Source organism: Companilactobacillus crustorum JCM 15951 (assembly GCF_001434585.1).
In the GTDB taxonomy this organism is placed as follows: domain Bacteria; phylum Bacillota; class Bacilli; order Lactobacillales; family Lactobacillaceae; genus Companilactobacillus; species Companilactobacillus crustorum.
On sequence record NZ_AZDB01000020.1, the window covers coordinates 17,911 to 39,745 of the forward strand.

The 21,835-nt window shown below is 33.6% G+C and carries 21 protein-coding genes; 5 read left to right on the forward strand and 16 right to left on the reverse strand.

Annotated features, from left to right (window positions below; all coding sequences use genetic code 11):
* Window positions 1-72: 72 nt before the first annotated feature.
* The 11 genes from FD26_RS06755 to rpsN form a co-directional block, all read right to left on the reverse strand.
* Window positions 73-936 (reverse strand): helix-turn-helix domain-containing protein, encoded by an 864-nt coding sequence (locus FD26_RS06755; RefSeq protein WP_057867672.1) that lies wholly within the window; start codon window positions 934-936, stop codon window positions 73-75.
* Window positions 937-1,157: 221 nt separating this feature from the next.
* Window positions 1,158-2,063: a glycine betaine ABC transporter substrate-binding protein gene (locus tag FD26_RS06760; RefSeq protein ID WP_057867673.1), complete on the reverse strand. Its 906-nt coding sequence runs from the start codon at window positions 2,061-2,063 to the stop codon at window positions 1,158-1,160.
* 10 nt (window positions 2,064-2,073) lie between these two features.
* Window positions 2,074-2,937: an ABC transporter permease gene (locus FD26_RS06765; protein ID WP_186809293.1), complete on the reverse strand. Its 864-nt coding sequence runs from the start codon at window positions 2,935-2,937 to the stop codon at window positions 2,074-2,076.
* Window positions 2,930-4,141 (reverse strand): quaternary amine ABC transporter ATP-binding protein, encoded by a 1,212-nt coding sequence (locus FD26_RS06770; protein WP_057867674.1) that lies wholly within the window; start codon window positions 4,139-4,141, stop codon window positions 2,930-2,932. Before FD26_RS06770 ends, FD26_RS06765 begins: the two co-directional genes overlap by 8 nt.
* A 302-nt stretch (window positions 4,142-4,443) precedes the next feature.
* On the reverse strand, window positions 4,444-4,857 hold the full coding sequence (locus FD26_RS06775; RefSeq protein ID WP_057867690.1) for a MerR family transcriptional regulator: 414 nt from the start codon (window positions 4,855-4,857) through the stop codon (window positions 4,444-4,446).
* Window positions 4,858-5,055: 198 nt separating this feature from the next.
* Window positions 5,056-6,318: a D-alanyl-lipoteichoic acid biosynthesis protein DltD gene (gene dltD, locus FD26_RS06780; protein ID WP_057867675.1), complete on the reverse strand. Its 1,263-nt coding sequence runs from the start codon at window positions 6,316-6,318 to the stop codon at window positions 5,056-5,058.
* Between the two features lie 3 nt (window positions 6,319-6,321).
* The gene (gene dltC, locus FD26_RS06785; protein WP_082596248.1) at window positions 6,322-6,561 is read right to left on the reverse strand and encodes a D-alanine--poly(phosphoribitol) ligase subunit DltC; all 240 of its coding nucleotides are present in this window, start codon (window positions 6,559-6,561) and stop codon (window positions 6,322-6,324) included.
* Between the two features lie 11 nt (window positions 6,562-6,572).
* Window positions 6,573-7,784 carry a D-alanyl-lipoteichoic acid biosynthesis protein DltB gene (dltB, locus tag FD26_RS06790; RefSeq protein ID WP_057867676.1) on the reverse strand — a complete coding sequence of 404 codons (1,212 nt, stop codon included), beginning with the start codon at window positions 7,782-7,784 and terminating at the stop codon, window positions 6,573-6,575.
* Window positions 7,777-9,297, reverse strand: coding sequence for a D-alanine--poly(phosphoribitol) ligase subunit DltA (gene dltA, locus FD26_RS06795; protein ID WP_057867677.1), 1,521 nt, complete (start codon window positions 9,295-9,297; stop codon window positions 7,777-7,779). Before dltA ends, dltB begins: the two co-directional genes overlap by 8 nt.
* Window positions 9,298-9,319: 22 nt before the next feature.
* On the reverse strand, window positions 9,320-9,469 hold the full coding sequence (locus tag FD26_RS06800; RefSeq protein ID WP_057867678.1) for a teichoic acid D-Ala incorporation-associated protein DltX: 150 nt from the start codon (window positions 9,467-9,469) through the stop codon (window positions 9,320-9,322).
* Between the two features lie 608 nt (window positions 9,470-10,077).
* On the reverse strand, window positions 10,078-10,347 hold the full coding sequence (rpsN, locus tag FD26_RS06805) for a 30S ribosomal protein S14 (RefSeq protein ID WP_057867679.1): 270 nt from the start codon (window positions 10,345-10,347) through the stop codon (window positions 10,078-10,080).
* A gap of 469 nt (window positions 10,348-10,816) precedes the next feature.
* Between rpsN and FD26_RS06810 the strand changes: the two genes are divergently transcribed.
* From FD26_RS06810 to FD26_RS06820, 3 genes are all read left to right on the forward strand, one after another.
* Window positions 10,817-11,629, forward strand: a complete 813-nt coding sequence (locus FD26_RS06810) for a WxL domain-containing protein (protein WP_057867680.1) — start codon at window positions 10,817-10,819, stop codon at window positions 11,627-11,629.
* Between the two features lie 205 nt (window positions 11,630-11,834).
* Entirely contained in the window at window positions 11,835-12,911 is a 1,077-nt protein-coding gene (locus tag FD26_RS06815; protein WP_057867681.1) for a GDSL-type esterase/lipase family protein, read from the forward strand.
* A gap of 150 nt (window positions 12,912-13,061) precedes the next feature.
* Entirely contained in the window at window positions 13,062-13,778 is a 717-nt protein-coding gene (locus tag FD26_RS06820) for a GntR family transcriptional regulator (protein WP_057867682.1), read from the forward strand.
* Window positions 13,779-13,842: 64 nt separating this feature from the next.
* On the opposite strand, the gene FD26_RS06825 is transcribed toward FD26_RS06820, so the two are convergent.
* The 3 genes from FD26_RS06825 to FD26_RS11145 form a co-directional block, all read right to left on the reverse strand.
* A complete protein-coding gene (locus FD26_RS06825; protein ID WP_057867683.1) occupies window positions 13,843-14,574 on the reverse strand; it encodes a GntR family transcriptional regulator in 732 nt (243 codons plus the stop codon).
* 58 nt (window positions 14,575-14,632) lie between these two features.
* Complete coding sequence (locus tag FD26_RS06830; protein WP_057867684.1) at window positions 14,633-16,282, reverse strand: alpha,alpha-phosphotrehalase; 1,650 nt, start codon at window positions 16,280-16,282, stop codon at window positions 14,633-14,635.
* A 346-nt stretch (window positions 16,283-16,628) separates the two neighbouring features.
* The gene (locus FD26_RS11145; protein WP_057867685.1) at window positions 16,629-16,778 is read right to left on the reverse strand and encodes a hypothetical protein; all 150 of its coding nucleotides are present in this window, start codon (window positions 16,776-16,778) and stop codon (window positions 16,629-16,631) included.
* 361 nt (window positions 16,779-17,139) lie between these two features.
* On the opposite strand from FD26_RS11145, the gene FD26_RS06840 reads away from it, so the two are divergent.
* Complete coding sequence (locus FD26_RS06840; RefSeq protein WP_057867686.1) at window positions 17,140-17,682, forward strand: GNAT family N-acetyltransferase; 543 nt, start codon at window positions 17,140-17,142, stop codon at window positions 17,680-17,682.
* A gap of 441 nt (window positions 17,683-18,123) precedes the next feature.
* On the opposite strand, the gene FD26_RS06845 is transcribed toward FD26_RS06840, so the two are convergent.
* Window positions 18,124-18,807 carry a GTP pyrophosphokinase gene (locus FD26_RS06845; RefSeq protein ID WP_057867692.1) on the reverse strand — a complete coding sequence of 228 codons (684 nt, stop codon included), beginning with the start codon at window positions 18,805-18,807 and terminating at the stop codon, window positions 18,124-18,126.
* Between the two features lie 66 nt (window positions 18,808-18,873).
* A complete protein-coding gene (codA, locus tag FD26_RS06850; protein ID WP_057867687.1) occupies window positions 18,874-20,106 on the reverse strand; it encodes a cytosine deaminase in 1,233 nt (410 codons plus the stop codon).
* Window positions 20,107-20,303: 197 nt separating this feature from the next.
* Between codA and FD26_RS06855 the strand changes: the two genes are divergently transcribed.
* Entirely contained in the window at window positions 20,304-21,650 is a 1,347-nt protein-coding gene (locus tag FD26_RS06855; RefSeq protein WP_057867688.1) for a cytosine permease, read from the forward strand.
* The last annotated feature ends 185 nt before the right edge of the window (window positions 21,651-21,835 follow it).

Consider the following 21,835-nt stretch of genomic DNA (forward strand, 5'->3'; position numbering starts at 1 on the left):
TCGTAACTAACCTAAAAAAGCTAAAAAAACAAATAAAATTGTTTTTTTAGCTTTCTACAGATAACTAAAGAACTATAGCTTATTGTCAGCTACCCAACGTTTAATGACTTTAATTTCTTTTTTATTTTGATTAAATTCCGAAAAAACCAAGGCCTTATTCATAAAGTCCTGAACCTTTTTGCTATTACCATTGATTCTATTTTCATTTATTGCTAATTGAGCATAAATCCTAGCAATATAGTAGGTTACGTGATTTTCCGAGCATACCTTTACACCATAATTCAACAATGCATTAGCCGATTCTAAATCATTTCTTTCGGAGTAATAAATTGAACAGTAAAAGATGATATTAATATAACGCCAGATTTTAGAAACATCATCAATCGACATAGTATAAATATTACTAAAGACCTTGCTGAAATAATATTCACTTTTTTTATCATCGCCTTGCTTGGCATAAACCATACCCATTCCTACATATGACAAGAAAGTAAAAATTGTTTCACCTCTTGAATCTAGCTCCGATAGGATTCGGTTAAAATCAAACACGGCATCAAATAAGTCGCCGTCATCCAAAACATTCAAATAACCTTTAAGATAATAATATTGTATTAAAGCTTCCCGATCATCTTCTAAATCTTCTAAATTAATGGATTTAATTATTTTCCAAGAATCTTGATATTCTTGAATAATTAAATTAAATTCAGCTTCATTCATTTTCTTAACAACTTGTTGACTCTTGCTGTCTTTCACGCCAATTATACTATCTAAAGATAATCCTAGGCGATTACAAAGTTGAATCAATATTTTTAACGATGGAATCTTTCCATTATTTTCAAATTTGCTCAAAGTTGCTTGTGTACAAATTCCACTACTTAGTTCTTTTTGGGAGAGACCTAACTTTTTTCTTTTATCAACAAATGCCTGTATATCCACGCCATCGCCCCTATTAATCATTTTATAATACAATTATTTTATATTATATACCCGGGAATTTAGCATGTCATATTTATAATAAGCGATTATCCTTATTGTTATCGCTAGTTATATTTTTTTATATACTGTTAGGAATAATTATATTTCATAAATATTTCATGACTAAATATATACGATTTTTTGCATAAAAAAAGACTGGAATTTCTTCCAATCTTAATTTTTTATTTATTTTTTAAATCATTTATGGAATTAATATTTTTCATATATTTAGGAACCGCTAATCCAACTCTAGCACCTTCAAGATTTGCTCCAAGATCTTCGAATCTACCCTTATAATCAGAATAGAATTTTGCAGATGTTTTAGGCAACCAAGCACTGACGGTTGCATCAGCTGCTTTAGTAGCAATCGATGCCCAAACTGGCTGCATTTCCATAGCCTGAATGGTTACCTTATAGCCTTGATCTCTCAATACTTGTGCAATTACATTAGTAGAAGCAATTTCAGAATCCCATGCCACATAAGTGATCTTAATTGATTTACCATGAACTTTTTTAACACCTTTAGTCCATTTTTGAACTATCTTAGGGTTATTTTTAATCCATTCTTTTGCAGCTTTATTAGGATCCATTCCACCGTTAACCTTCAACATCACATCTGACATCTGGGTAGGCGTCCAATGGAAACGATCTAGAATCGTATAGGCTTCAGGACTATCTTCCTTCAAGCCCTTACGAACGATAGTACTAATATGTTCGGCTTTACCATAAGTATTTTTAGGATCTTTTAAGAATTTCAACTTATACTTAGTAAACATCCAATGAGGCTGCCAACCAGTAATGACGATTGGCTGCTTATTCTTATAAGCCTTGTCTAAAGTACTAGTCATGGCTGAAGTTGAACTAGGTTGTAATTGCCAGTTATTCTTTTCCAAACCATAATCTTTTAAAACTGTTTGGGTTGAAGCCATAACACCAGCACCGGCATCAATACCTGTAATAGTGTAATTGATTTGTGGACCCAACTTTTCCTTACTATTATATGGAGCTGTCTGAGAACTACATGCGGAAATAATTGGGATAATTAGTAATACCAATAAGAAAAGTTTAATAAACTTTTGTTTCTTCAAAAAATCCCTCCTAGTTCTTTCTGCGTGTTCTTGTTAATGATTGAGTCAATCTATCCAAAATAATTGCTAAGATAACAATAGCTAAACCAGCAGAGAAACCATTACCGGCATCATTTCTACCTACGGCAAAGTAAACTTTAGTACCAAGTCCCATTGCACCGATCATAGAAGCAATAACAACCATTGATAATGAAAGCATCATACTTTGATTAACACCAGCCATTAAACTGCTCTTAGCGATTGGCAACTCAACCTTAAACAATTTTTGCCATTCAGTTGATCCAAATGAGTCAGCTGCTTCAATCAACTCATCCGGAACTTCACGGATACCCATATTAGTCATACGAACTGTTGGTGGCATCGCAAAGATAACTGACGCAACGATACCAGGAACCATACCGATACCAAACAAAGTAACAGCCGGAATCAAGTAAACGAAAGCTGGCATTGTTTGCATAAAATCAAGAACTGGTTTCAATATAACTTCTGCAATATGACTTTTAGCCATCAAAATACCTAGAGGAATACCAATAACTAACGCAATCAAACTAGATGTCAAAACCAAAGTCAAAGTTTGCGTCATATCACGCCAATAATTCAAGTTCCAAATTAAAAGGAGGCCTAAGAATTCAAAAACAAGCAAGCCCCAATTCTGTTGATCCCGGTTAACGTAATATGTTAAAGCCAAGACCAAAACGATAAATAACCAAATTGGTACTAAATCAAAAATCCATTGAAAGGCATTATTGATTGAACCAATAAAATTAGTAATAGCGTTGAAAAATCTAGTGAATTGAACGAGCCAGTTAACAAAATTATCAATCCAATGAGCCAATGGAAGTTCAGGAATATTACCTAAAATAAGACTATTCAAAATCACTCACCTCATTTCCTGCTAGGGCACCTAGAACAGCACCACGAACAATAATTCCCTTCAGTTGTTTCTTTTCATTAATAACAGCAAAAGGAATACCCGTTTGTGAAATATCATCCATCAAGTCGGAAATTGGTGTATCTTCTGTAGTTGTTGGTACTTTGTTTTGAATAATAGGTGTAATATCCCCTTTCTTCTCACGAACTAATTTAATAACATCGTTGGCATCAACGACACCTAGTAACTTACGTTCGCCGTTAACAATATAAGCTGTAGAAACTTCATTAGCTTTCATCATCTTCAGGGTCAAACGAGGACCAGCCTTTTCAAGGTTAATTGTCATTGGACGAATCATAACGTTACCAGCAGTAAGAACCTTGCTACGGTCAACATTTTCAATAAATTCTTCAACATATTCGTTAGCTGGATGTGTCAAAATATCTTCTGGTGTACCAGTTTGAATAATTCGAGCATCCTTCATAATCATAATACGATCGCCAATCTTCAAAGCTTCATTCAAATCATGACTAATAAAGATAATCGTCTTATGAAGACGTTCTTGAATATCTAATAATTGATCCTGCATATCAGTTCTATTCAAAGGATCAAGAGCTGAAAAAGCCTCATCCATCAATAGAATCTCAGGATCATTAGCTAAAGCACGTGCCAACCCGACACGTTGCTGCATACCACCGGATAATTGGTCAGGATACTCATCGTTATATCCATTAATACCAACTGTTTCTAGAGCATCCTTGGCTTTCTTCTCACGGGTATCTTTATCGACACCTTGAATTTCCAAGCCATATTCAGCATTTTCCAAAATTGTTCGATTAGGTAATAATCCAAAGTTTTGGAAAACCATGCTCATTTTCTTACGGCGGACTTCACGAAGTTTCTTTTTGTCCATCTTCATCAAGTTCTCGCCATCAATCAAAACTTCACCCTCAGTGGGTTCAATAAGACGATTGATCATTCTTACCAATGTTGATTTACCACTACCAGATAGACCCATAATAACGAATATTTCGCCATCATAAATCTTGAAATTGGCACGATCTACACCAAGTGTGGCACCTGTTTCCTTGAGAATTTCCGATTTACTTTTTCCCTGTCTACTTAGTTCCTTGGCTTTATTCATACGTTTACCAAAGATCTTCGATAAGTTCTTAACTTCTACTTTTGTACTCTTATTAGTACTCATTAAATCCCCCATTCTTGGAATTAAAATAAACATAATTCGTATGCTCATTAATTAGAAATAAAAAAGCTATTATTTAAATAATATAAATAACAGCGACCTTTATAACCCTAACAAATATTATAGGCTTGTGCAAATATTTGGGTTCTTTTTAAGGGGTTTAAAGACCTAAAAAAGCCCAAAATCAGGCATTTTCAAGCATCATTCAACCTCAATTGTAGTATAGACTTAAGAGCTTTCACAAACTCCTCTAAAAAACTTTCTGAAAATTATTTGAAATTTTTTTCCAAAGAAGCCTTCTTTCACTAAGATATCTCTAAGTGCATATCCTCTTTTACATATTTTTCAGTGCCATCTGATGTAGCTTGTCCATAATATTTACATTTAAAATCAATTGTATTAAGCGTATTTTGCATAGCTTCCATCTGTTTTAAAACATTGACACGCAATTCTTGGAACATTTTATAACGTTTTTCCAAACTGGCATTCCCTTCGAGCGTCCATTGCATAAATTGCTTAATATCACGAATTGGCATGCCAGCATTTTTCAAACATTCAATCATCTGCAAGGAACCAAGATTTTCTTGAGTAAATCTTCGTACACCGGCATCATTCTTACGCAAGTTGGGAATTAACCCTTCCTTGTCATAATAACGAATTGTTGGTAAAGACAAATTAAATTTTTCAGCTACTTCACCAATTGAATAAGTGATCATCATTTCTTCCATTAAATTCCTCCAAATAATCCTTTATAACTTAAAGTTAACTTTATGTAGTACAGCGATAATAACACTTTTAATAATCTTTTAAAAATAACTAAATTGGATGGAATGCGAGAAACTCCCTTTTTAGCAGAGATATAGAAAATACAAAATAAGCTCTAATGACTTTTATTATCGTCATTAGAACTTATTTTTTTAATTTGAAAAATTTGTATCATTAGCCCATTTATCTGTTAAGAAGTAATCATCCATCTTATATTGCGTATTCTTAGGATTTGCTTTCTTATCCTTGTAATAGTTCTTTAGACGATGATCCATCATTAACCAACCACGCCAACCCATATGAATGGTATCTTCAGCAATGTAGTTAGGATTCTTAACTTGTGACAAATCAACAATATTATTAAAGCCTTGTGACTTCAACTGATACTTGATTTTAGTATCAAAATTAGTAATTGAACTCAATGGCATTCCAGTATATTTAACCCAGTATGGATTAATAGGCTGAATAACAAACATTACTTCAACTTTATTCTGAGCAAACATATAAAGCAAAGCTTGGAAGTCATTATATTCTGGTGAATGCGTATAAGTTACATGTTTATGCGTATTTCTATAAGTTATAATATTTTTCTTCAATTGTTTATTATAGAAATTATTACCAATTTGTAACTCATTATCAGTTGAATGTTCTTTGGCCATTTTTCCAGCCAATTTATTCAAATGCTTGTAATCATATGTGTCTGGCAATTTGCTAGAAGCTTTATCAATTATCTTTTGATGATTATTCATCGAGATTGAACCAAATAAATTATCTTGACTTTGCAAACTAGCTCGCGAAACTCGTTTAATATAGAATCTTTGGAAACTAGTAATCTGCTTACCCTCAGAAATACGTTCTAAGGCATTATCTTCGATGACACCTTTACTGACACCTAAATCAATAATTCTGTTAGCAACGTACTTATTCATGGCCTTATCGCCATGGTCTGAGTTCAAGATGAATCCAGTCAATTGTAAAGGCGATAAGAAATACTTAAATGCCTCTGCTTGGACACCGGACTTGGTAAACCATTGTGGAGAAATAATCATAACAGCTTTATTCCCCTTCAAGTTAGCCATACCACCAACATTCATTGCCTGTGTCAATGATGCAGTTCCTGGATTACCCAATAAGAATGGTTTATTCTTCCAATGATATTTTTGCGCCATGGAAGATGGATGGAACGGATCCATTCTAGAAAGTTCCGATGAACCAATAATAGGAATGTAGTTTTCCTTCTCCGCAGCATTCTTTACGCTCTCACCCTTTAAGACACGGACATCTAATGAAGTAGCTGCCTGTTGTACCTTAGTTGGCGTAACGGTTTTAAAGTTAATAGGAGCCCAGAGAAGGATCAATAGAGCAACAATAGCAACTATAACAGGTCCAAATATCATCCATAACTTTTTTTTCATGATCTATTCCAATTCTTGTACACGTTGAGCAATTTTATTAACTGATGACCATTGTGAACGGTCAAACTCAGAAACTGGAACAGTAATTCCAAAAGTATCTTGTAATGTAACTAGGACCTCAACTGTTGCCATTGAATCAAGAGTACCATCTTTAAACAAGTCTGCATCAGGATCAGTCCCAACATTATCCAAACCTGTAACATCCTTTAAAATATCAACCAATTTTGTTTTAATTTCATCCATAATAATTTCTCCTAACTAAACCATAGTGTATTTAAAAATCCTGAAAAGATTAGAAAACTGAAACATACAATGTTAAATGTTAAAAATATTGCGAATGCCTCAGTAAACTTATTACTTGGAATTTGCTTACGATGTTTTCTTTTATATCTAAGCCAAGCATCATTCGTTATCATTGCTAAGGCATGGAAAATACCATAAACAATGTAGTACCAAGTTTCACCATGCCAGATACCCATGATCAAGAATAAGGCAAAGTAACTAACATTTGCGATAGCAACACGGTTTTTGATCCATTTATGCTTAATGATCGTAAAGGTCAAACGCATGTAAATAAAATCACGGAACCAAAACGACAATGTCATGTGCCATCTATTCCAAAAGTCTTTAATATTCTTGGATTTAAATGGTGCATTAAAGTTCATCGGCGTCTTTACACCCATGAAATTACTGATAGCCACTGCGAAGAGTGAATAACCAGCAAAGTCAAAGAACAAGTACATACTATAAACATACATATAGGCCAAAACATACCATGAAAGTCCCAGTGGAGCTTGACCACGAGAGGCCATTGCCATAACAGTCACCCTTGGCAAAAGCAAGGTACCAAAGATATATCCGATAATAAATTTATATAGCAAGCCTTGCATCAACTTATTGACACCGCTACGCAATAATTCAATATATTCCTCACGGCTGGGGGCATTCAAAACATCTTTTTGGAAACGTCTAAATCGATCAATAGGTCCAGAAGTAATGGTTGGGAAGAAGAGTAAAAAGCGCATAAATTCAAACGGCTTGATCTCTTTAATAACGCCATCACGCATTTCCATAACGATTTCTACCGATTTGAAGGTTAAATAACTAATACCCATAAATGCAAAGAGCGAAATCGTAGGATTATTGATCAATGGATCTAGCTTAACAAATATCAGTGGAACAATTGCTAAGAAAACGAATAGTGAAAAGATCCCGAAGCTATTGTGTTTTTTTCGATACGACAAGTAGCCAAAAACTACGAGCATTTCAAACAGAACATAGGCTATCAAGGAAATTCCTTGAGACATGTTACCGCCAAAGAAAGCAGTAATTAAGATAACGATGGTAGCGAAGAAATCGTAAATTTTGAAACGTTTACCGAACCATAATCCAATAATAATTGGCAGTAAGAGTATTAATAAATATATAAAGTAGTGTGGACTGCTGTAAGGTGTGATGTTATGCATTGATCTCGCCTATTAGAGTCTTTCTATCAATTTTGCCATTCTTACTGATCGGTAATTGTTCTACAAATTTCAGTACATTAGGAATCATATATTCCATCGTCGTCTCTTTCAAAGAATTCTTAATGCTAGCAGTCAATTCTTTTTCATCATTATCTTTAAACTCATCTTCAAGTACAACACAAGCAATCATTTTTGCGACTTGCTTTTTATTGTTATACAAAGGAACCGTACATGATTGCTTAATTTCATCCAAATTGCCTAGCATTGAATCAACTTCTTCTAATTCAATTCTATAACCGTGCATTTTGATTTGGAAATCCGTTCTACCATGATAATAAAGGATACCTTCATCATCTTCGCTGATCATATCGCCAGTGTGATAGAAAGTTTTACCATCAATCTGTTCAAAAGCCTTCTTCGTTTGAACAGGATTATTCAAATAACCCTTTGAAACATCTGGTCCACTTACTAATAGCTCGCCTGTAAGACGACCAGTCTTTTCATCTACTGAACCAATAATTTTATGATCCATATTAGATTTCAAATAGCCAATTGGTAAACGATCGAATTTATCTAAGGCAACTTGATCTATCAAAATTGATGTAATAGCCACTGTATTTTCTGTTGGACCATAGGTATTATAAAGTTCCGCACTTGGAAACTTATTGAGTAATTTCTGAGCTGTAGCATGAGTTAACTCTTCGCCACAGAAAATAAATTTCTTCAATTGAGGCATATGTTCCTCATCGAATCCTCTGAACAGCAAGCACATTTCAAAGAATGAAGGTGTTGAAACCCAAGTATTAAAATCAGAGTTAACAATAGCTTCTTGTAATTTGCCAAAATTCTTTGTTGTATCTTTATCAACTACATTTAAAGTAACACCATCCATTAAGCCTGGATAAATATCAAAAACGGATAGGTCAAATGAGAATGGAGCTTGTAACAAAATATTAGTTTCTTTTGTATAATGAAATTCTTGATCCGTCCATTGAGCAAAATCTAGAATATTATTAGTACTAATTTGAACACCCTTAGGAGTTCCAGTAGTACCTGAAGTAAAGATGATATAAAAGTCATCATCTGGACCAACGCTACGATTGCTATCATAAATATTATTGTCAGATACAAAGACTTGTCTTAATTCTTCCTTTGTAACTTGAGGAGTATCAACGCCGAAGTCCTGAATCTCACTCCAATTTAAAATTAAAGCTGGATTAGCAACACCGTTAATTTGAATAACTCGTGATGGATCAGAACCATCATCAACAGGAATATATGGGTGTCCTGCTTTTATAGCGCCTAAAAACATAACTAGCATTTCAAATTGCTGACCACCAAAAATAATCAATGGACTCTTAGCAGGTAAGAATTTTTCCTGCAAGAAGCTAGCTACACGATCTGACTCTTGTAACAATTCTTGATAAGTATGTGTTTCATTACCATTTTTATAGCAAATCTTATCAGGTGCTTGTAATGCAGTAGTTGTGATTTTTTCAATAATTGTATTCATAATTAGTATTCCCTTCTTCCTACTAGAAATCGTTATAAATAAATTTGGCACTTCCAACACCGTTGTATCCATAAATGTATAAAAGTATCAGGAAAATAGCGAAAAACACGACTGTTTTGAGAATAAAAACCGTCACAGGCTTCTTTAAAAAATTAAGAAAGCTGTTTTTCATAATTAACACCTCACTGAAAGAGTTTACTTACGCGAAAACAATCTAACCATTCAAAATAAATGGTGTCAAACTAAAAAATAAAGCGAAATAATTAAATAGCATTATATCTATACTACCTGTATAAACATTATAATAAAAAAGGTAGCTATACTAATTAGCCTGTTTCGTAAAAAAAATTTGCCTTTTTTGATAAAAGTCAATGTTTATAAGGTTTTTTCAAACATGTGTTTAAACAAATATATAGGCGGTAATTTAGGAATTCCAGCACTCATTTATTTATACTTCAATAAATACTTTGCTACTACTTGTCCTGGTTGTCTCTATTTGATTACCGAGTTTTATTATTGAACTCCAGATATTAAAAGTAAACGATTGATTATTACAATTACTAAAGTGTTAGTCTCATGTGACAGTTCTGTAAGATAAGGCGCTTACAATCACAAATAATTATTTAAATCAATATTTCAAACAATATCTCTTATATCGCATTATCGATATCATTTTGAAAAAATCGATTTTGAACTTAAAACTATTATTCATCTTTTTATACATAAAAAGGCAATGAAGGTTTCTTAAAAGAAGCCCTCATTGCCTTTTATATTAATTAACTACCAACTAGCTTTTCTAACGCCGGGAATTTTACCTTCATGCGCCAATTTCCGAAAATTCAATCGTGACATACCAAATTTTCTTAAATATGCATGGGGTCTTCCATCTATCTTATCTCGAGAATGCAATCTTACTGGTGATGAATCTCGAGGCAACTTGCTTATACCCGCATAGTCATGCTCCGCCTTTAAACTCCTACGTAATGCAGCGTATCGATCAACCGTTTCTTGTAATCTTTTTTCACGTTCTATCTTTGCTTTTCGAGCCATATCTTACCTAACCTCTTTATATCAAAATTGTTAGGAAGTCATTGCTAGTAATTTCTTACTTCATCCCAAACTTAACAGTAGAAATGGAGCATATCAAATAATTAGGCTTATAGCAATTTATATGTTTTATTTATTAACTAATATTGAAAGAAATCAAAACAAGAACTGATTTGCTGCGGCTATCCCTCTATTGGAACAACAAACAAATTAGTTAACATTAGCTTGAATAATCATTATTATGTCTATTTATCAATACTTTTAACTCATTCAATTGAGATTTTGAACATATTAATAAGATTTTAAAATATCTGTCAAATTATTTATTTTGCTTGACTCAGTAAACTTATTTCAATTTAGATAAAAAACATTTATAAATTACGATACAAACTGTATGTCATATTTTGCTAAACTTTGAATATGGAGCGGGTCTGAAGAAAGACCTGCAAATAAAGAGTTAGGGGGCTAGCTGATGAAAAAAATAAAAAATATCATTGCTTTATTAGCTTTATCTACCATTAGTCTACCTTTCGCTCCCTTAACCTCAGTTAAAGCAGCTACTACCCCTATTCAGGTTCAAAAAGAAACATCCAATTCTTCCAACAGTTCTAAACTAAATGTTTCTTATAGCTCTATCACTCCTACTGACGCAACGATTTCCAGTGATACAACCGGTGATACGACCACCGGCACGAATCCTACTTCTACAGTCAGTGTCACAGTACTTTCTGGATTTTTGACACTAGAAGCAGTACCTGATTTTAATTTTGGTGCCATGATGGTCGGTTCAACTGGACAGCTAAAGAACAACACGGTTGATTCTACTAATCATGATCTCACTGCTCAAGACGGAAATGCCGATGGTCTCCTAGAAGTAATTGATTCTCGTAATCAAAAATCTGCCATGCCTGGTTTTTCTCTTTCGGCTTCTATGGGTTCCCTTCATTCTTCAACTAGTGCCACTGATACTACTGAATTAAATGCTATTTTACATTTGAGCTCAATGCCCCTACTAGATGGCGATAAAAACAATGTATCATCCACATCAGAGGATATGAAAACTGAATCGGCTACAATTTCAAGCAATAAGAACACTGCTCAAATTATGAATTTACAGGCTGGCACTTATAACGCCGGACTCATTAGTGCTGCGTTTAATACACCAGACTCAGCCAGTCTTCAGGTTCTTAATAATTCAAAAGCTACTACTAGTGAAAACTCTGCCAAGAACATGAATGCAATTATCACTTGGACTTTAACCACAACTCCGGTTGCAACAAATTAATTTATTTCCAAATATTAAAAAGAACAGCGACAACTATTTTGATGGTTGTCGCTGTTTTTTTTCAAAAAATAGTTTCTATGTATCAGATATTAGAAATCATAATAGTTATATTCCTAATTATTTATTAATCCATATTTTATCCAGTTAGCAGTGTTTAAACATGTTATTATAATGTTGATATAATTCTGAAAGAAGGTTTCTAGCAATGCTTACTACCACAACTTGGTTACACACTTTCACTAACTACTCCAATCTCAATAATATCAATTCATCTGGTCATCAAATCTTAAAAATTTTCCAACCTGTCGATACAAAAAAAATCCGTCTGCAACTAAATAATCTTTATGATGAAGTGCCTCTAAGAATAAGCCATTTAGAGATTTCTAACTCTCATCAAAATAAAGCATCTATAACATTAAATGGAAAAACTGAATTTGCTATTGAGCCTCGTTTGGTCCAATGGAGTGATTGGATTGATTTTAATTCAGTAGCTAATGAGTTTCTTACTATTAAAATTACTTCTCCAACTCAAACTATTCACTCATTAGGTATGACTATTTCAAATGATCTTATTCAAACTGAAGTTCAAGGTCCTGATTCTAAATATTTCTATGGTGTTTCTGGCATACAAGTTCAAACTGAAACTCACCATAAACGATTAGCTTTTTTTGGCGATTCTTTAACCAATCAAGGCAACTTTTCTGCACCTTTAGCCGTTAACTTGGAAAATCAGTTCCATATTATGACTGCTAATTATGGTATCTCTGGAAATCGAATTCTTCATCCTGGACATAGCACTTCTCAATGGTCAAAAAGTTTTGGAGAAGCCGGGTTAACAAGATTTGATCACATGCTAGTTGATTATCAACCCGACATTGTTATCTTTATGGAGGGAATTAATGACTTATTGCATCCTGGTACTGGCTCCCCAATTGAGGAACTACCAACTGCCGACGCTATTATAAAAGCACTGACTATTTTAAAGAATAAATGTCTGAGACACGGTATTACTTTTATTCCTATGACTATCACTCCAGCTTGGGGAAACATTAACGATAGTCTTCCCGCGTGGAATGAACAAAAAGAAAATTTACGTCTTGCTATTAATCAAGCAATTTTAAAAATGCCCCACAGTATTGACCTCGCATCTTTGACCAGCAATGAAGAAAATCATCTTAGGAATATTTTTGATTGCGGAGATCATGTACATTTCTCAATTAGCGGTGGTTTTATCGTTGCTCATTACATTCAAGAACAATTAATTAGGCGAAAAATCATCTAAATATTCCTAATTTCCGCCATTAAATACATTTATGGAATATAAAAATATTAAATATTTTTATATTTTTTGCTAATTCCATTTAATTCATTCTCAACATATTATAATATATAACTATATATTATAATTATTAATTCTATTGGAGCATCGGAAATGGCTGAAAATAATGATATTTATCAAGAACTTAAAAATAGAGTTTTAAAGGGAAAATACAATGTTAAAATGCGTTTACCAACTGAGGATCTGCTCATTGACGAATTTCACGTTAGTCGTTATGCGGTTCGAAAGGCTATCAAAGAACTATCGGATGACGGATTAGTTTATAGCGTTAAAGGTAAAGGCGTCGTTGTCCTAGAACAAACTCCTCAAACTCAAGAAATAAATCTAAGTTTGGAAAATATCGATAGTTTACGGGCCTTAAATGAAGCAAAGAATCTTAACAAAACAACTATTATTGCTGACTTTCAACAAATCATCATCGATGAAGAATTAAGTCGTCGAACATCATTTGCTATTGGTATTCCCGTTTATGCAATTAAGCGAGTACGGCGTCTTAATAATAAAAACGCAGTCTTAGATATTAATTATTTCAACGCTCAACTTGTCAATAACCTTACCCCAGAAATAGCTAAAGGATCGATTTATACCTATATAAGACAACAATTAAAGATGAAAATTGCCGTCATTAAACATCGGCTAAGAATTGAGCATGCCGAAAAGCTTGATTATGAATATTTAAATTTAGGTATTAATAACTGTGTTGGTAATATGGTAAGTTTTGCATTCAATGATGATGGCAAACTGTTTGAATACACTGAATCGCACTTTATCCCCGACAACTTTGTTTTTAATCAAATCATCAAACTTTAATATAAAAATACCTAATGACTTCGAAAATTCCTTAGTCATTAGGTATTTTTTTGGAAATTTAAATTTAATAAGATTCAAAACCCACTAGAGAAAAATGATCAGGCACATACTTAGTTTCAGTACATTCAAATAAATTACCCAAATCGGTATATACGTACTTCTTTAAAGCACCCACACAATTGGCTTCGCCCAAACTCAACAAGCCACTTTCCTTATCGGTAACAGTTTCAACAGTTGCCACTGAACGTGCTGCAGCAATTTTGAAAAGTTCATTCTCACGAATGTAACTATAAATAGATTGCTTAGCATCGTCTAAAGTTAAATCAGGCATGCTCTCTTTTCTAAAATAGCTTGTATCAATAGCCATTGCTTTGCCATTTACCATTCTCAATCTCTCCACGTAGTAAGCAATATCGCCGACTGTAAAAGAAGTATGTTTAGAAAGATCTTCATCTACTTCAACCTCTTTAAACTCTAAAACTTTGGTAGTTAGTTTTTTGATGAATTTATTCTGAGGAAAACTCATTAAATCTTGGAAACCGTAGTGGTTGGCGGCTGAAAACATTACCCGATTATCGACGATCGGTTCTAAAACTACTACCCCACGTCCCTTTACGGTATAAACTAATCCATCAGATTGAAGTTTTTTTAAAGCACGGCGAATGGTATTTCTCGTAACGCTAAAGCGTTCGGATAAATCTTCTTCACCAGGTAAAATGGTTTTGGGTGGATAAACATTACTGTCAATCTTGCCTTTTAAAATATGGTATATATCTGAGTACAAATTTTTTGGCATTTTTTCTCCTCAACTGGTAATGCATTTAAAATGCGGTAAAAAACACCCCTCGGGGTGCTTATTTATTTTTTAACATTATTGATTCATATGGTCGTAAAGTTACTGTTCCATCGCTAACTTTGATTCCCTCATAATTTCCTAGCAACAAATCAAAACCATTTTCAAGCTTTCTTGTTTGATTTTCATTAGTAAAATTAGCCATTACTAAAATTTTACCCTTATCGTCATATCTTTCATAGCTATAAACGCAATTATCTTCAGGATTTAGCTGTCTATAGGCTCCGTCAGTTAATAAAACTTTATTCTTTCTCAAGAAAATCAAAGCTCGATAAAAATTGAACACATTATTTTTCATTTTTAAAACTTTTTCGACTGAATAATCATCATGATGTTCTGGCTTCAACCATGGCTGTCCAGTTGTAAAACCATAATATTTACTATCATTCCACTGCATTGGCAAGCGAGAATTTTCACGCGATTTTTGTTGCAAAATTTCAATAGCTAATCGCTTATCAACCCCTCGATTGATTAGTTCATTATAAGCATTGATTGATTCATGATCCTGATATTGATTAATATCGGTAAAGTAAGCATTTTTCATTGCAATTTCATCGCCTTGATAAATATAAGGAGTCCCTTGCAAACCAAATTCTACCATCGCCAATAACTTAGCTGATTGATCTCGATATTTCCCATCATCCGTAAAACGAGAAATAGCTCGTGGCTGATCGTGATTATTCCAGAATAATGCATTCCAACCGCCTTGACGATTCATTTTTACTTGCCAATCGCTAAGTATTTTAGTTAAATCAGTCAATTTATAATGTCCCAACGTCCACTTGTTGCCACCAGTATAATCAACTTTGACATGGTGGAAAGTAAATGCCATTGATAATTCTTGACGTTTAGGATTGGTATACTTAACCGCTTCTGATATTGGTGTCGATGACAATTCCCCTACCGTAACAAAATGATTGGGTCCAAAGATTTTTTCATACATTTCATGAATATACTCATGAACGTGAGGACCATTTGTATAAAAATTTCTACCATCATCTAAAGGTGTTTTAAAAGTATCGTTAGGTAAATTTTTATCTTTTGAAATATTATTAATGACATCTAATCGGAAACCATCAATGCCTTTATTAGCCCAATATTTTAACATTTGAAAAATTTTATCACGTAATTTTTCATTGCGCCAATTCAAATCTGGCATAGTTACGTCATACAAATGTAAATAATATTGATTTAAAGAAGGAACATACTTCCACGCACTGCCGCTGAATTTTGATACCCAATTATTGGGTTCATGTCCATCTACTGGATCGCGCCAAATATAAAAATCATGATAAGGATTATCCTTTGACTTCAAAGCTTCTTGAAACCAATGATTTTTATCTGAAGTATGATTTAAAACCATATCCATAATGATCTTTATATCACGCTTATGAGCTTCTGCAAGTAATTCTTCAAAGTCATCCATCGTACCAAAAACCGGATCAATTTGATAATAATCCGCAATATCATAACCATTATCATTTCCTGGTGAACGATACATTGGCGTCAACCAAATCAAACCAATTCCTAACTTCTGTAAATAATCCAATCGAGAAATTATTCCGTTGATATCGCCAATTCCATCGCCATTGGAATCTTGAAAACTACGCGGATAGATTTGGTAAACAGTTTCCTTTTGCCAATCCTTCATATATTAAAACACCTCATTAATTTAATCGAACATAAAATCTACTCATCGTTTTGATTTTATAATATGTTTATACACATGTCAATCAGTTGAGATATTTCAAAAATATTAAAAAATTTTGTTTCAAAATGGTAAAAAGCTGATTTATCGCGGTTTAATCCATCTATAAAATAGTTAAAATTTATAAAAAAATTGATCAAACATAGGAAAATCATTTGATTTAAAGTTACGTTATAAAAATGAAATAGAAGATTTATTTATCTTTTTTTAACTTCATTTGGAGTAAATTTTTCCCTAAAAAAAGTCAATATAGTCATCATCTCTGATGCCACATTGACCTTTCTTATATTTATTCTTTAGTAAACTGACTGTTATACATGTTTGCATAAAAACCATTTTCGTTCATTAATTCAGTATGTGTTCCTCGTTCAATAATTTCGCCATCTTTAACTACCAAAATTAAATCCGAATCTTTATATAGTAGAAAGCAGTAGTCCATTGCCATTCCTTACTAGCAATTTTAGTAATTGCCTTAATATTGAGCTGTTGTATTGTGTCAAATCGTTAGTCGAACGTGTCAACAAACTCGAAACGGAAAACTTCTTGATGTTTTGAGTAGAATAATCCCCCACAATAATTGATGCTACCTGCACTCAAAATTGAAAGCAGAATCATCATCATACCTAGTTGAGGAATTTGATTAATAGTTTACCCATTTAGCTCCTCCTCTAGTTCGTATGCGAAATGTATTAATTTTTTCATTGTATAAAGTCAATTAATTTCTGAAAACAAATTATTTTACAGCCAACTTACAATAGTTTAATATTCATATTCTAATTGAGGATTAGGAGAAAATAAAAATGTATCAAATTGAAACAGATAGACTAATTATTCGCCCTATTCAGGCAACTGATTATAACGAATTGCGAGAAATTATTTTAGACCCCATAGTAGTCAAATATACTCGTTATCGTGAGGTTAAGACTCCAGACGATTTTTCTGATATTTTTAAAAATCATTTTTTAAATAATGCATCTACTTTTGGAATTGAAATTAAAGTTTCCCATGAATTGATTGGATTTTATGAATTTCATGCTGAGGATAAAACTGGAATTTTAACATACGCTTTAGCTCAAAATTCTTGGGGCAAAGGTTACGTAGCCGAAGTTGGCAAAGCAATGATGAGCTATGGCTTTGAGAATTTAAACTTTGACCGTATTGAAGCTCACTATGCTAGCTTGAATCCTCGTTCAGGAAAGGTAATGGCGAAAATGGGTATGCAGGATTTAGGTTCTATTGATACTTTTGAGGTCCCAGAAACTGGCGAAATTCATCAAGTCATGGCCTATGTTCTTACCAAAGATGATTGGTTGATCAAAAGCCAGCAAAAAAGAGCCATTTAGCTAACAAAAACTTTCTTCTTTGGAGTTTTAAAGTATGTACAAAAAATTGGACTGGAACGTAGTAGGCACGAATTTGAACCAATTGAAGTTCACTACTTAGCCCATTTTCTCTGTTGCTCCAGACAAGTGTCCCTGTTATATGATTTTATATTTTACATATTTAAATACGAAAATAGCTAATGACTTTTTATATTATAGTCATTAGCTATTTTTATATGGATTTTAATTTTGCAGTACGTTTAAATCTAATAGTACCAACAGATACACTAATCTTCTACGGAGCTAGGATAGTCTCAGTGGTGAAATTTTTCTTAATTTGGAACACATTTAGGAAAAGCTGGAGCTTGAGTTGCCAAGAGGCTCCAAGCCCGGCCATCACGTTCCAGACCATTCCTAGCGTAGTGGAAGATGACATCCTTTAATACTCACGCACTTAACCACTTAAATTAATTTTTTATGGATATCTTGCATCCCTCGTTCTATCCTTTCTAATTCATCAGAATAATCTTTTAACTGATTTCCATACTTATCTACTAAGTTACTGTCGACGTTAGTCTTATAACGTAATTTGTGCTCCAGACTAGCCCACATATCCATTCCAACCGTTCGAATTTGAATTTCTACTGGGACATCAACTGGGCCTTTAGACTGAAATACCGGTACCTGAACTACCAAATGTAAGCTTCGGTAACCACTGGTTTTGGGGTTCTTAACGTAATCTTTGCGCTTCAGTAAAGTAACATCGCTTTGATTCGTCAGCAATTTTTCAACATTATAAATATCATCAAGGTAATTCGTAATAACTCTAATTCCAGCAATATCGTAAATATTTTTTTGAATACTATCGGCAGTCAGATCATAGCCTTTCCGTTCGGCTTTCTTTAGTAGACTTTGCATATCTTTCATTCTGGATTCCATATGATGAATCGGATTGTAATCATAATTGATTTGAAATTCTGAATCAAGATTTTCTAATTTCGTACTAATTTCCTTTTGTCCTGATTGGTAAAGTTGAAATAATTTAATTATTTTAGCCAATTCTTGAATAGCGGGACGATTTTCTATACCGCCTAATTGGGATTGTAATTTTTTTAAATTAATAACATTGGGTCGTTCTAATATCATATTTCCATCCTTAAAAGTAATTATTAAAAAAGACAACCTGAATGGCTGTCCCCTTTATTTATAAAATTAAATATATAGTTCCGTTTCTGAAGGTTTAGTTTTGCCAATAATATTACCATTGTGAACAGATAATAAAATATCAGCACGTTTATTTAACGCGTCATAGAAATTATGAGCATTCAATAAGACAAAATTAGCTGGCATTCCAACTTCAATTCCATATTGATCTTGAACCTGCATAATCTTAGCACTATTGAGCGTAATAAACTTATATGAATCCATTATTTGTTGATGTCCCATCATTTGAGTGGCATGCAAGCCCTCAGATAAGACATCAAACATATTTCCATTTCCCATAGGATACCATGGATCTTTGATATCATCTTCCCCAAATGAAACATTAATACCATTTTCGGTTAGTTCTTTAACACGTGTTAATCCTCGACGTTTAGGATAAGTATCAAAACGTCCACCCAAATACATGTTAACCAAAGGATTAGCAATAAAGTTCATCTTAGACATCTTCAAAAGTCGCATCAGTTTATACATGTAGGCATCGTTATATGATCCCATAGCGGTAGTATGAGAAGCCGTAACACGTTCACCCATACCACTTTCATATGCTAACGTTGCTAGTGTTTCCAAACTTCTTGAATTAGGGTCATCAATTTCATCAGTATGTGCATCGAACAACAAGTCATTTTTTTGTGCTAAATCGAAGGCAAAGTGTAAAGATTCTACCCCATATTCACGATTAAATTCATAGTGAGGAATTGCACCCACAACATCTACTCCCAGCTTAACTGCCTTTTCCATTAATTCCTTACCATGTGGATAAGACATGATTCCCTCTTGGGGAAAAGCTACCAGCTGCAAAGTCATCCAATCTTTAACGCTTTCACGAACATCAATCAAAGCTTTGAGTGCCTTCAAACTAGGATCAGTAACATCTACATATGAACGAACGAATTGAACACCATGACTAGCCTGCATTTTCAAAGCTAGAGTAGCACGTTTCTTTACATCTTGATAAGTTAAGTCTTTTTTTCGTTCAGACCAAATCCTAATTCCATCAAAAAGCGTTCCATTTTCATTCCATTCCGGCTGTCCTGCAGTCAAAGCAGAATCTAAATGAACATGAGGATCAACAAATGGCGGCAACAACAATCTTTCATGACCGACAATAACTTCTTCGTTATTCTCAGGTGTTAAATGATCAGCTATTTCAGCAAATTTGCCATCTTTAATTCTAATATCTTGAGCTGGTTGATTTTGAATTCTGACTTGTTGTAATAACATTGATATACACTCCTTCAATTTTGATACAGTATACAATTTCTAAGTTGACATTGCCAAGACTCTACTTTAAACTAACAACAATATAAATCTTTTTAAGACAGTCCAGAGAGGCTGATAAAAGAGCGGTGAATTAATCATTCATAGGGACTGCTCAAACTGCAGTCCCTTTTTTATTGCTCATAATTGGGGGAGAGATAATGGATAAAAAAGAACACATTCAAGCAACCACACCAGATCAACGAGCCATGTCCAAATGGGATATGTTTGCCACTTGGATTGGTGCTAATGCCAATAATGGTACTTGGTATATTGGCGGCGTCATTGCTGCAGTCGGTTTAATTAAAGCTTCAACCTTATTAGTAATTGTCGGATCGGTTTCATATATTCTTTTGGGACTAGCCTCATATATGGGCTTCAAAGTAGGCTTACCGGCAATGACCTTGACTAGACCTTCATTCGGTGTCAAAGGCTCCATTCTTCCTTCTATTGTTAATGTTATTCAGTTTATCGGTTGGGCTGCCATCAATACATTCATCGCGGCTACCTCAATCAGCTTCATTTTAAAAGATATTCTCGGTTGGGATAATTCTTCATTCCATAATCAATTCAGCATCATCATAGGAATTGTAGTCATGTCCATTTTACATCTAATTAGCATCTCTCTGGGTGAAAAATCAGTTAAATGGATCGAACGAATCGGTATTATTTTAGTAATTATCTTGGTAACTTGGGAATCAATCGTAGTTTTAAAGACGGTTCCTTTTCACGATATTGTAAAATGGCAACCGGCTACTAAGTTCCAACTACCTAGTGGTAAAATCGTTGATATTCTAGCCGCTTTTAATTTAGCCTGGGTCACTGCCGCAGCCGATTTCAGTCGTTTTACCAAAGATAAACAGGCAGCAACTACTGCTTCTTTCTTAGGTGCAAATATTGGATTATTCTGGTTTGCCTTCATTGGATTAATCGCAACAATTGCCACTGCTATCACCATTAACAAATTTGATCCAAATAACGCCGATCCTAGTACAATCGCTGCTAAGTTAGGACTTGGCATCCTTGCTATGCTAGTTATTGTTATCACTAGTACTACTGCTAATGCAGTTAACCTGATGGCTGCAGGATCAGCTCTAACTAATATCTTTCATCGTCTAAAATTAACTCCAGCTTTATGGATTGTTACATTAATTGCTACTGTTATGACTTTTATTCCCGTCTATATTGCCAGTTTCTTAACTACCTTTGAAACTTTTCTTGATGGTATTGGGATGTTCCTAGGACCAGAAATTGCTATCTTCCTAATTGATTTCTTTATTATTAGAAAAAAGAATTATCAAGTCGATCAATTTTCTAAAATAAAAGGTGCCTATTGGTACTCTAAAGGAATTAATCCCATAGCTATTGTCACTTGGATCATTGGTGTCATTAGTTATTTAGGATTAAATAAATTGGATTGGATTATTAATTCTGTCGGAGCCACATTCCCAGCCATGATTATCACAGCTGTTTGCTACTATTTAGCCACTAAAATTATACATAAATAAAAAATAGACTAATTCTCCCTTTCGAGTATTAGTCTATTATTTTTGTGTAAATTAACAATTAATTGACCGTAAAAATACTGTAAATTATTTTTTACTGTTCCGGTGCAAAAAATAAATGTATGTCTGGAATACCTAATAGTGGCCATTTTTTTAATTTAAAGTTTCTATTTGGTAGATTGTAAAAT

What these genes read in the sequence shown, in the direction of transcription:
- FD26_RS06770 (WP_057867674.1), bottom strand. Translation starts at nt 4,141, where the DNA reads ATGAGTACTAATAAGAGTACAAAAGTAGAAGTTAAGAACTTATCGAAG.
- FD26_RS06775 (WP_057867690.1), bottom strand. Translation starts at nt 4,857, where the DNA reads ATGATGATCACTTATTCAATTGGTGAAGTAGCTGAAAAATTTAATTTG.
- dltD (WP_057867675.1), bottom strand. Translation starts at nt 6,318, where the DNA reads ATGAAAAAAAAGTTATGGATGATATTTGGACCTGTTATAGTTGCTATT.
- dltC (WP_082596248.1), bottom strand. Translation starts at nt 6,561, where the DNA reads ATGGATGAAATTAAAACAAAATTGGTTGATATTTTAAAGGATGTTACA.
- dltB (WP_057867676.1), bottom strand. Translation starts at nt 7,784, where the DNA reads ATGCATAACATCACACCTTACAGCAGTCCACACTACTTTATATATTTA.
- dltA (WP_057867677.1), bottom strand. Translation starts at nt 9,297, where the DNA reads ATGAATACAATTATTGAAAAAATCACAACTACTGCATTACAAGCACCT.
- FD26_RS06800 (WP_057867678.1), bottom strand. Translation starts at nt 9,469, where the DNA reads ATGAAAAACAGCTTTCTTAATTTTTTAAAGAAGCCTGTGACGGTTTTT.
- rpsN (WP_057867679.1), bottom strand. Translation starts at nt 10,347, where the DNA reads ATGGCTCGAAAAGCAAAGATAGAACGTGAAAAAAGATTACAAGAAACG.
- FD26_RS06810 (WP_057867680.1), top strand. Translation starts at nt 10,817, where the DNA reads ATGAAAAAAATAAAAAATATCATTGCTTTATTAGCTTTATCTACCATT.
- FD26_RS06815 (WP_057867681.1), top strand. Translation starts at nt 11,835, where the DNA reads ATGCTTACTACCACAACTTGGTTACACACTTTCACTAACTACTCCAAT.
- FD26_RS06820 (WP_057867682.1), top strand. Translation starts at nt 13,062, where the DNA reads ATGGCTGAAAATAATGATATTTATCAAGAACTTAAAAATAGAGTTTTA.
- FD26_RS06825 (WP_057867683.1), bottom strand. Translation starts at nt 14,574, where the DNA reads ATGCCAAAAAATTTGTACTCAGATATATACCATATTTTAAAAGGCAAG.
- FD26_RS06830 (WP_057867684.1), bottom strand. Translation starts at nt 16,282, where the DNA reads ATGAAGGATTGGCAAAAGGAAACTGTTTACCAAATCTATCCGCGTAGT.
- FD26_RS11145 (WP_057867685.1), bottom strand. Translation starts at nt 16,778, where the DNA reads ATGGACTACTGCTTTCTACTATATAAAGATTCGGATTTAATTTTGGTA.
- FD26_RS06840 (WP_057867686.1), top strand. Translation starts at nt 17,140, where the DNA reads ATGTATCAAATTGAAACAGATAGACTAATTATTCGCCCTATTCAGGCA.
- FD26_RS06845 (WP_057867692.1), bottom strand. Translation starts at nt 18,807, where the DNA reads ATGATATTAGAACGACCCAATGTTATTAATTTAAAAAAATTACAATCC.
- codA (WP_057867687.1), bottom strand. Translation starts at nt 20,106, where the DNA reads ATGTTATTACAACAAGTCAGAATTCAAAATCAACCAGCTCAAGATATT.
- FD26_RS06855 (WP_057867688.1), top strand. Translation starts at nt 20,304, where the DNA reads ATGGATAAAAAAGAACACATTCAAGCAACCACACCAGATCAACGAGCC.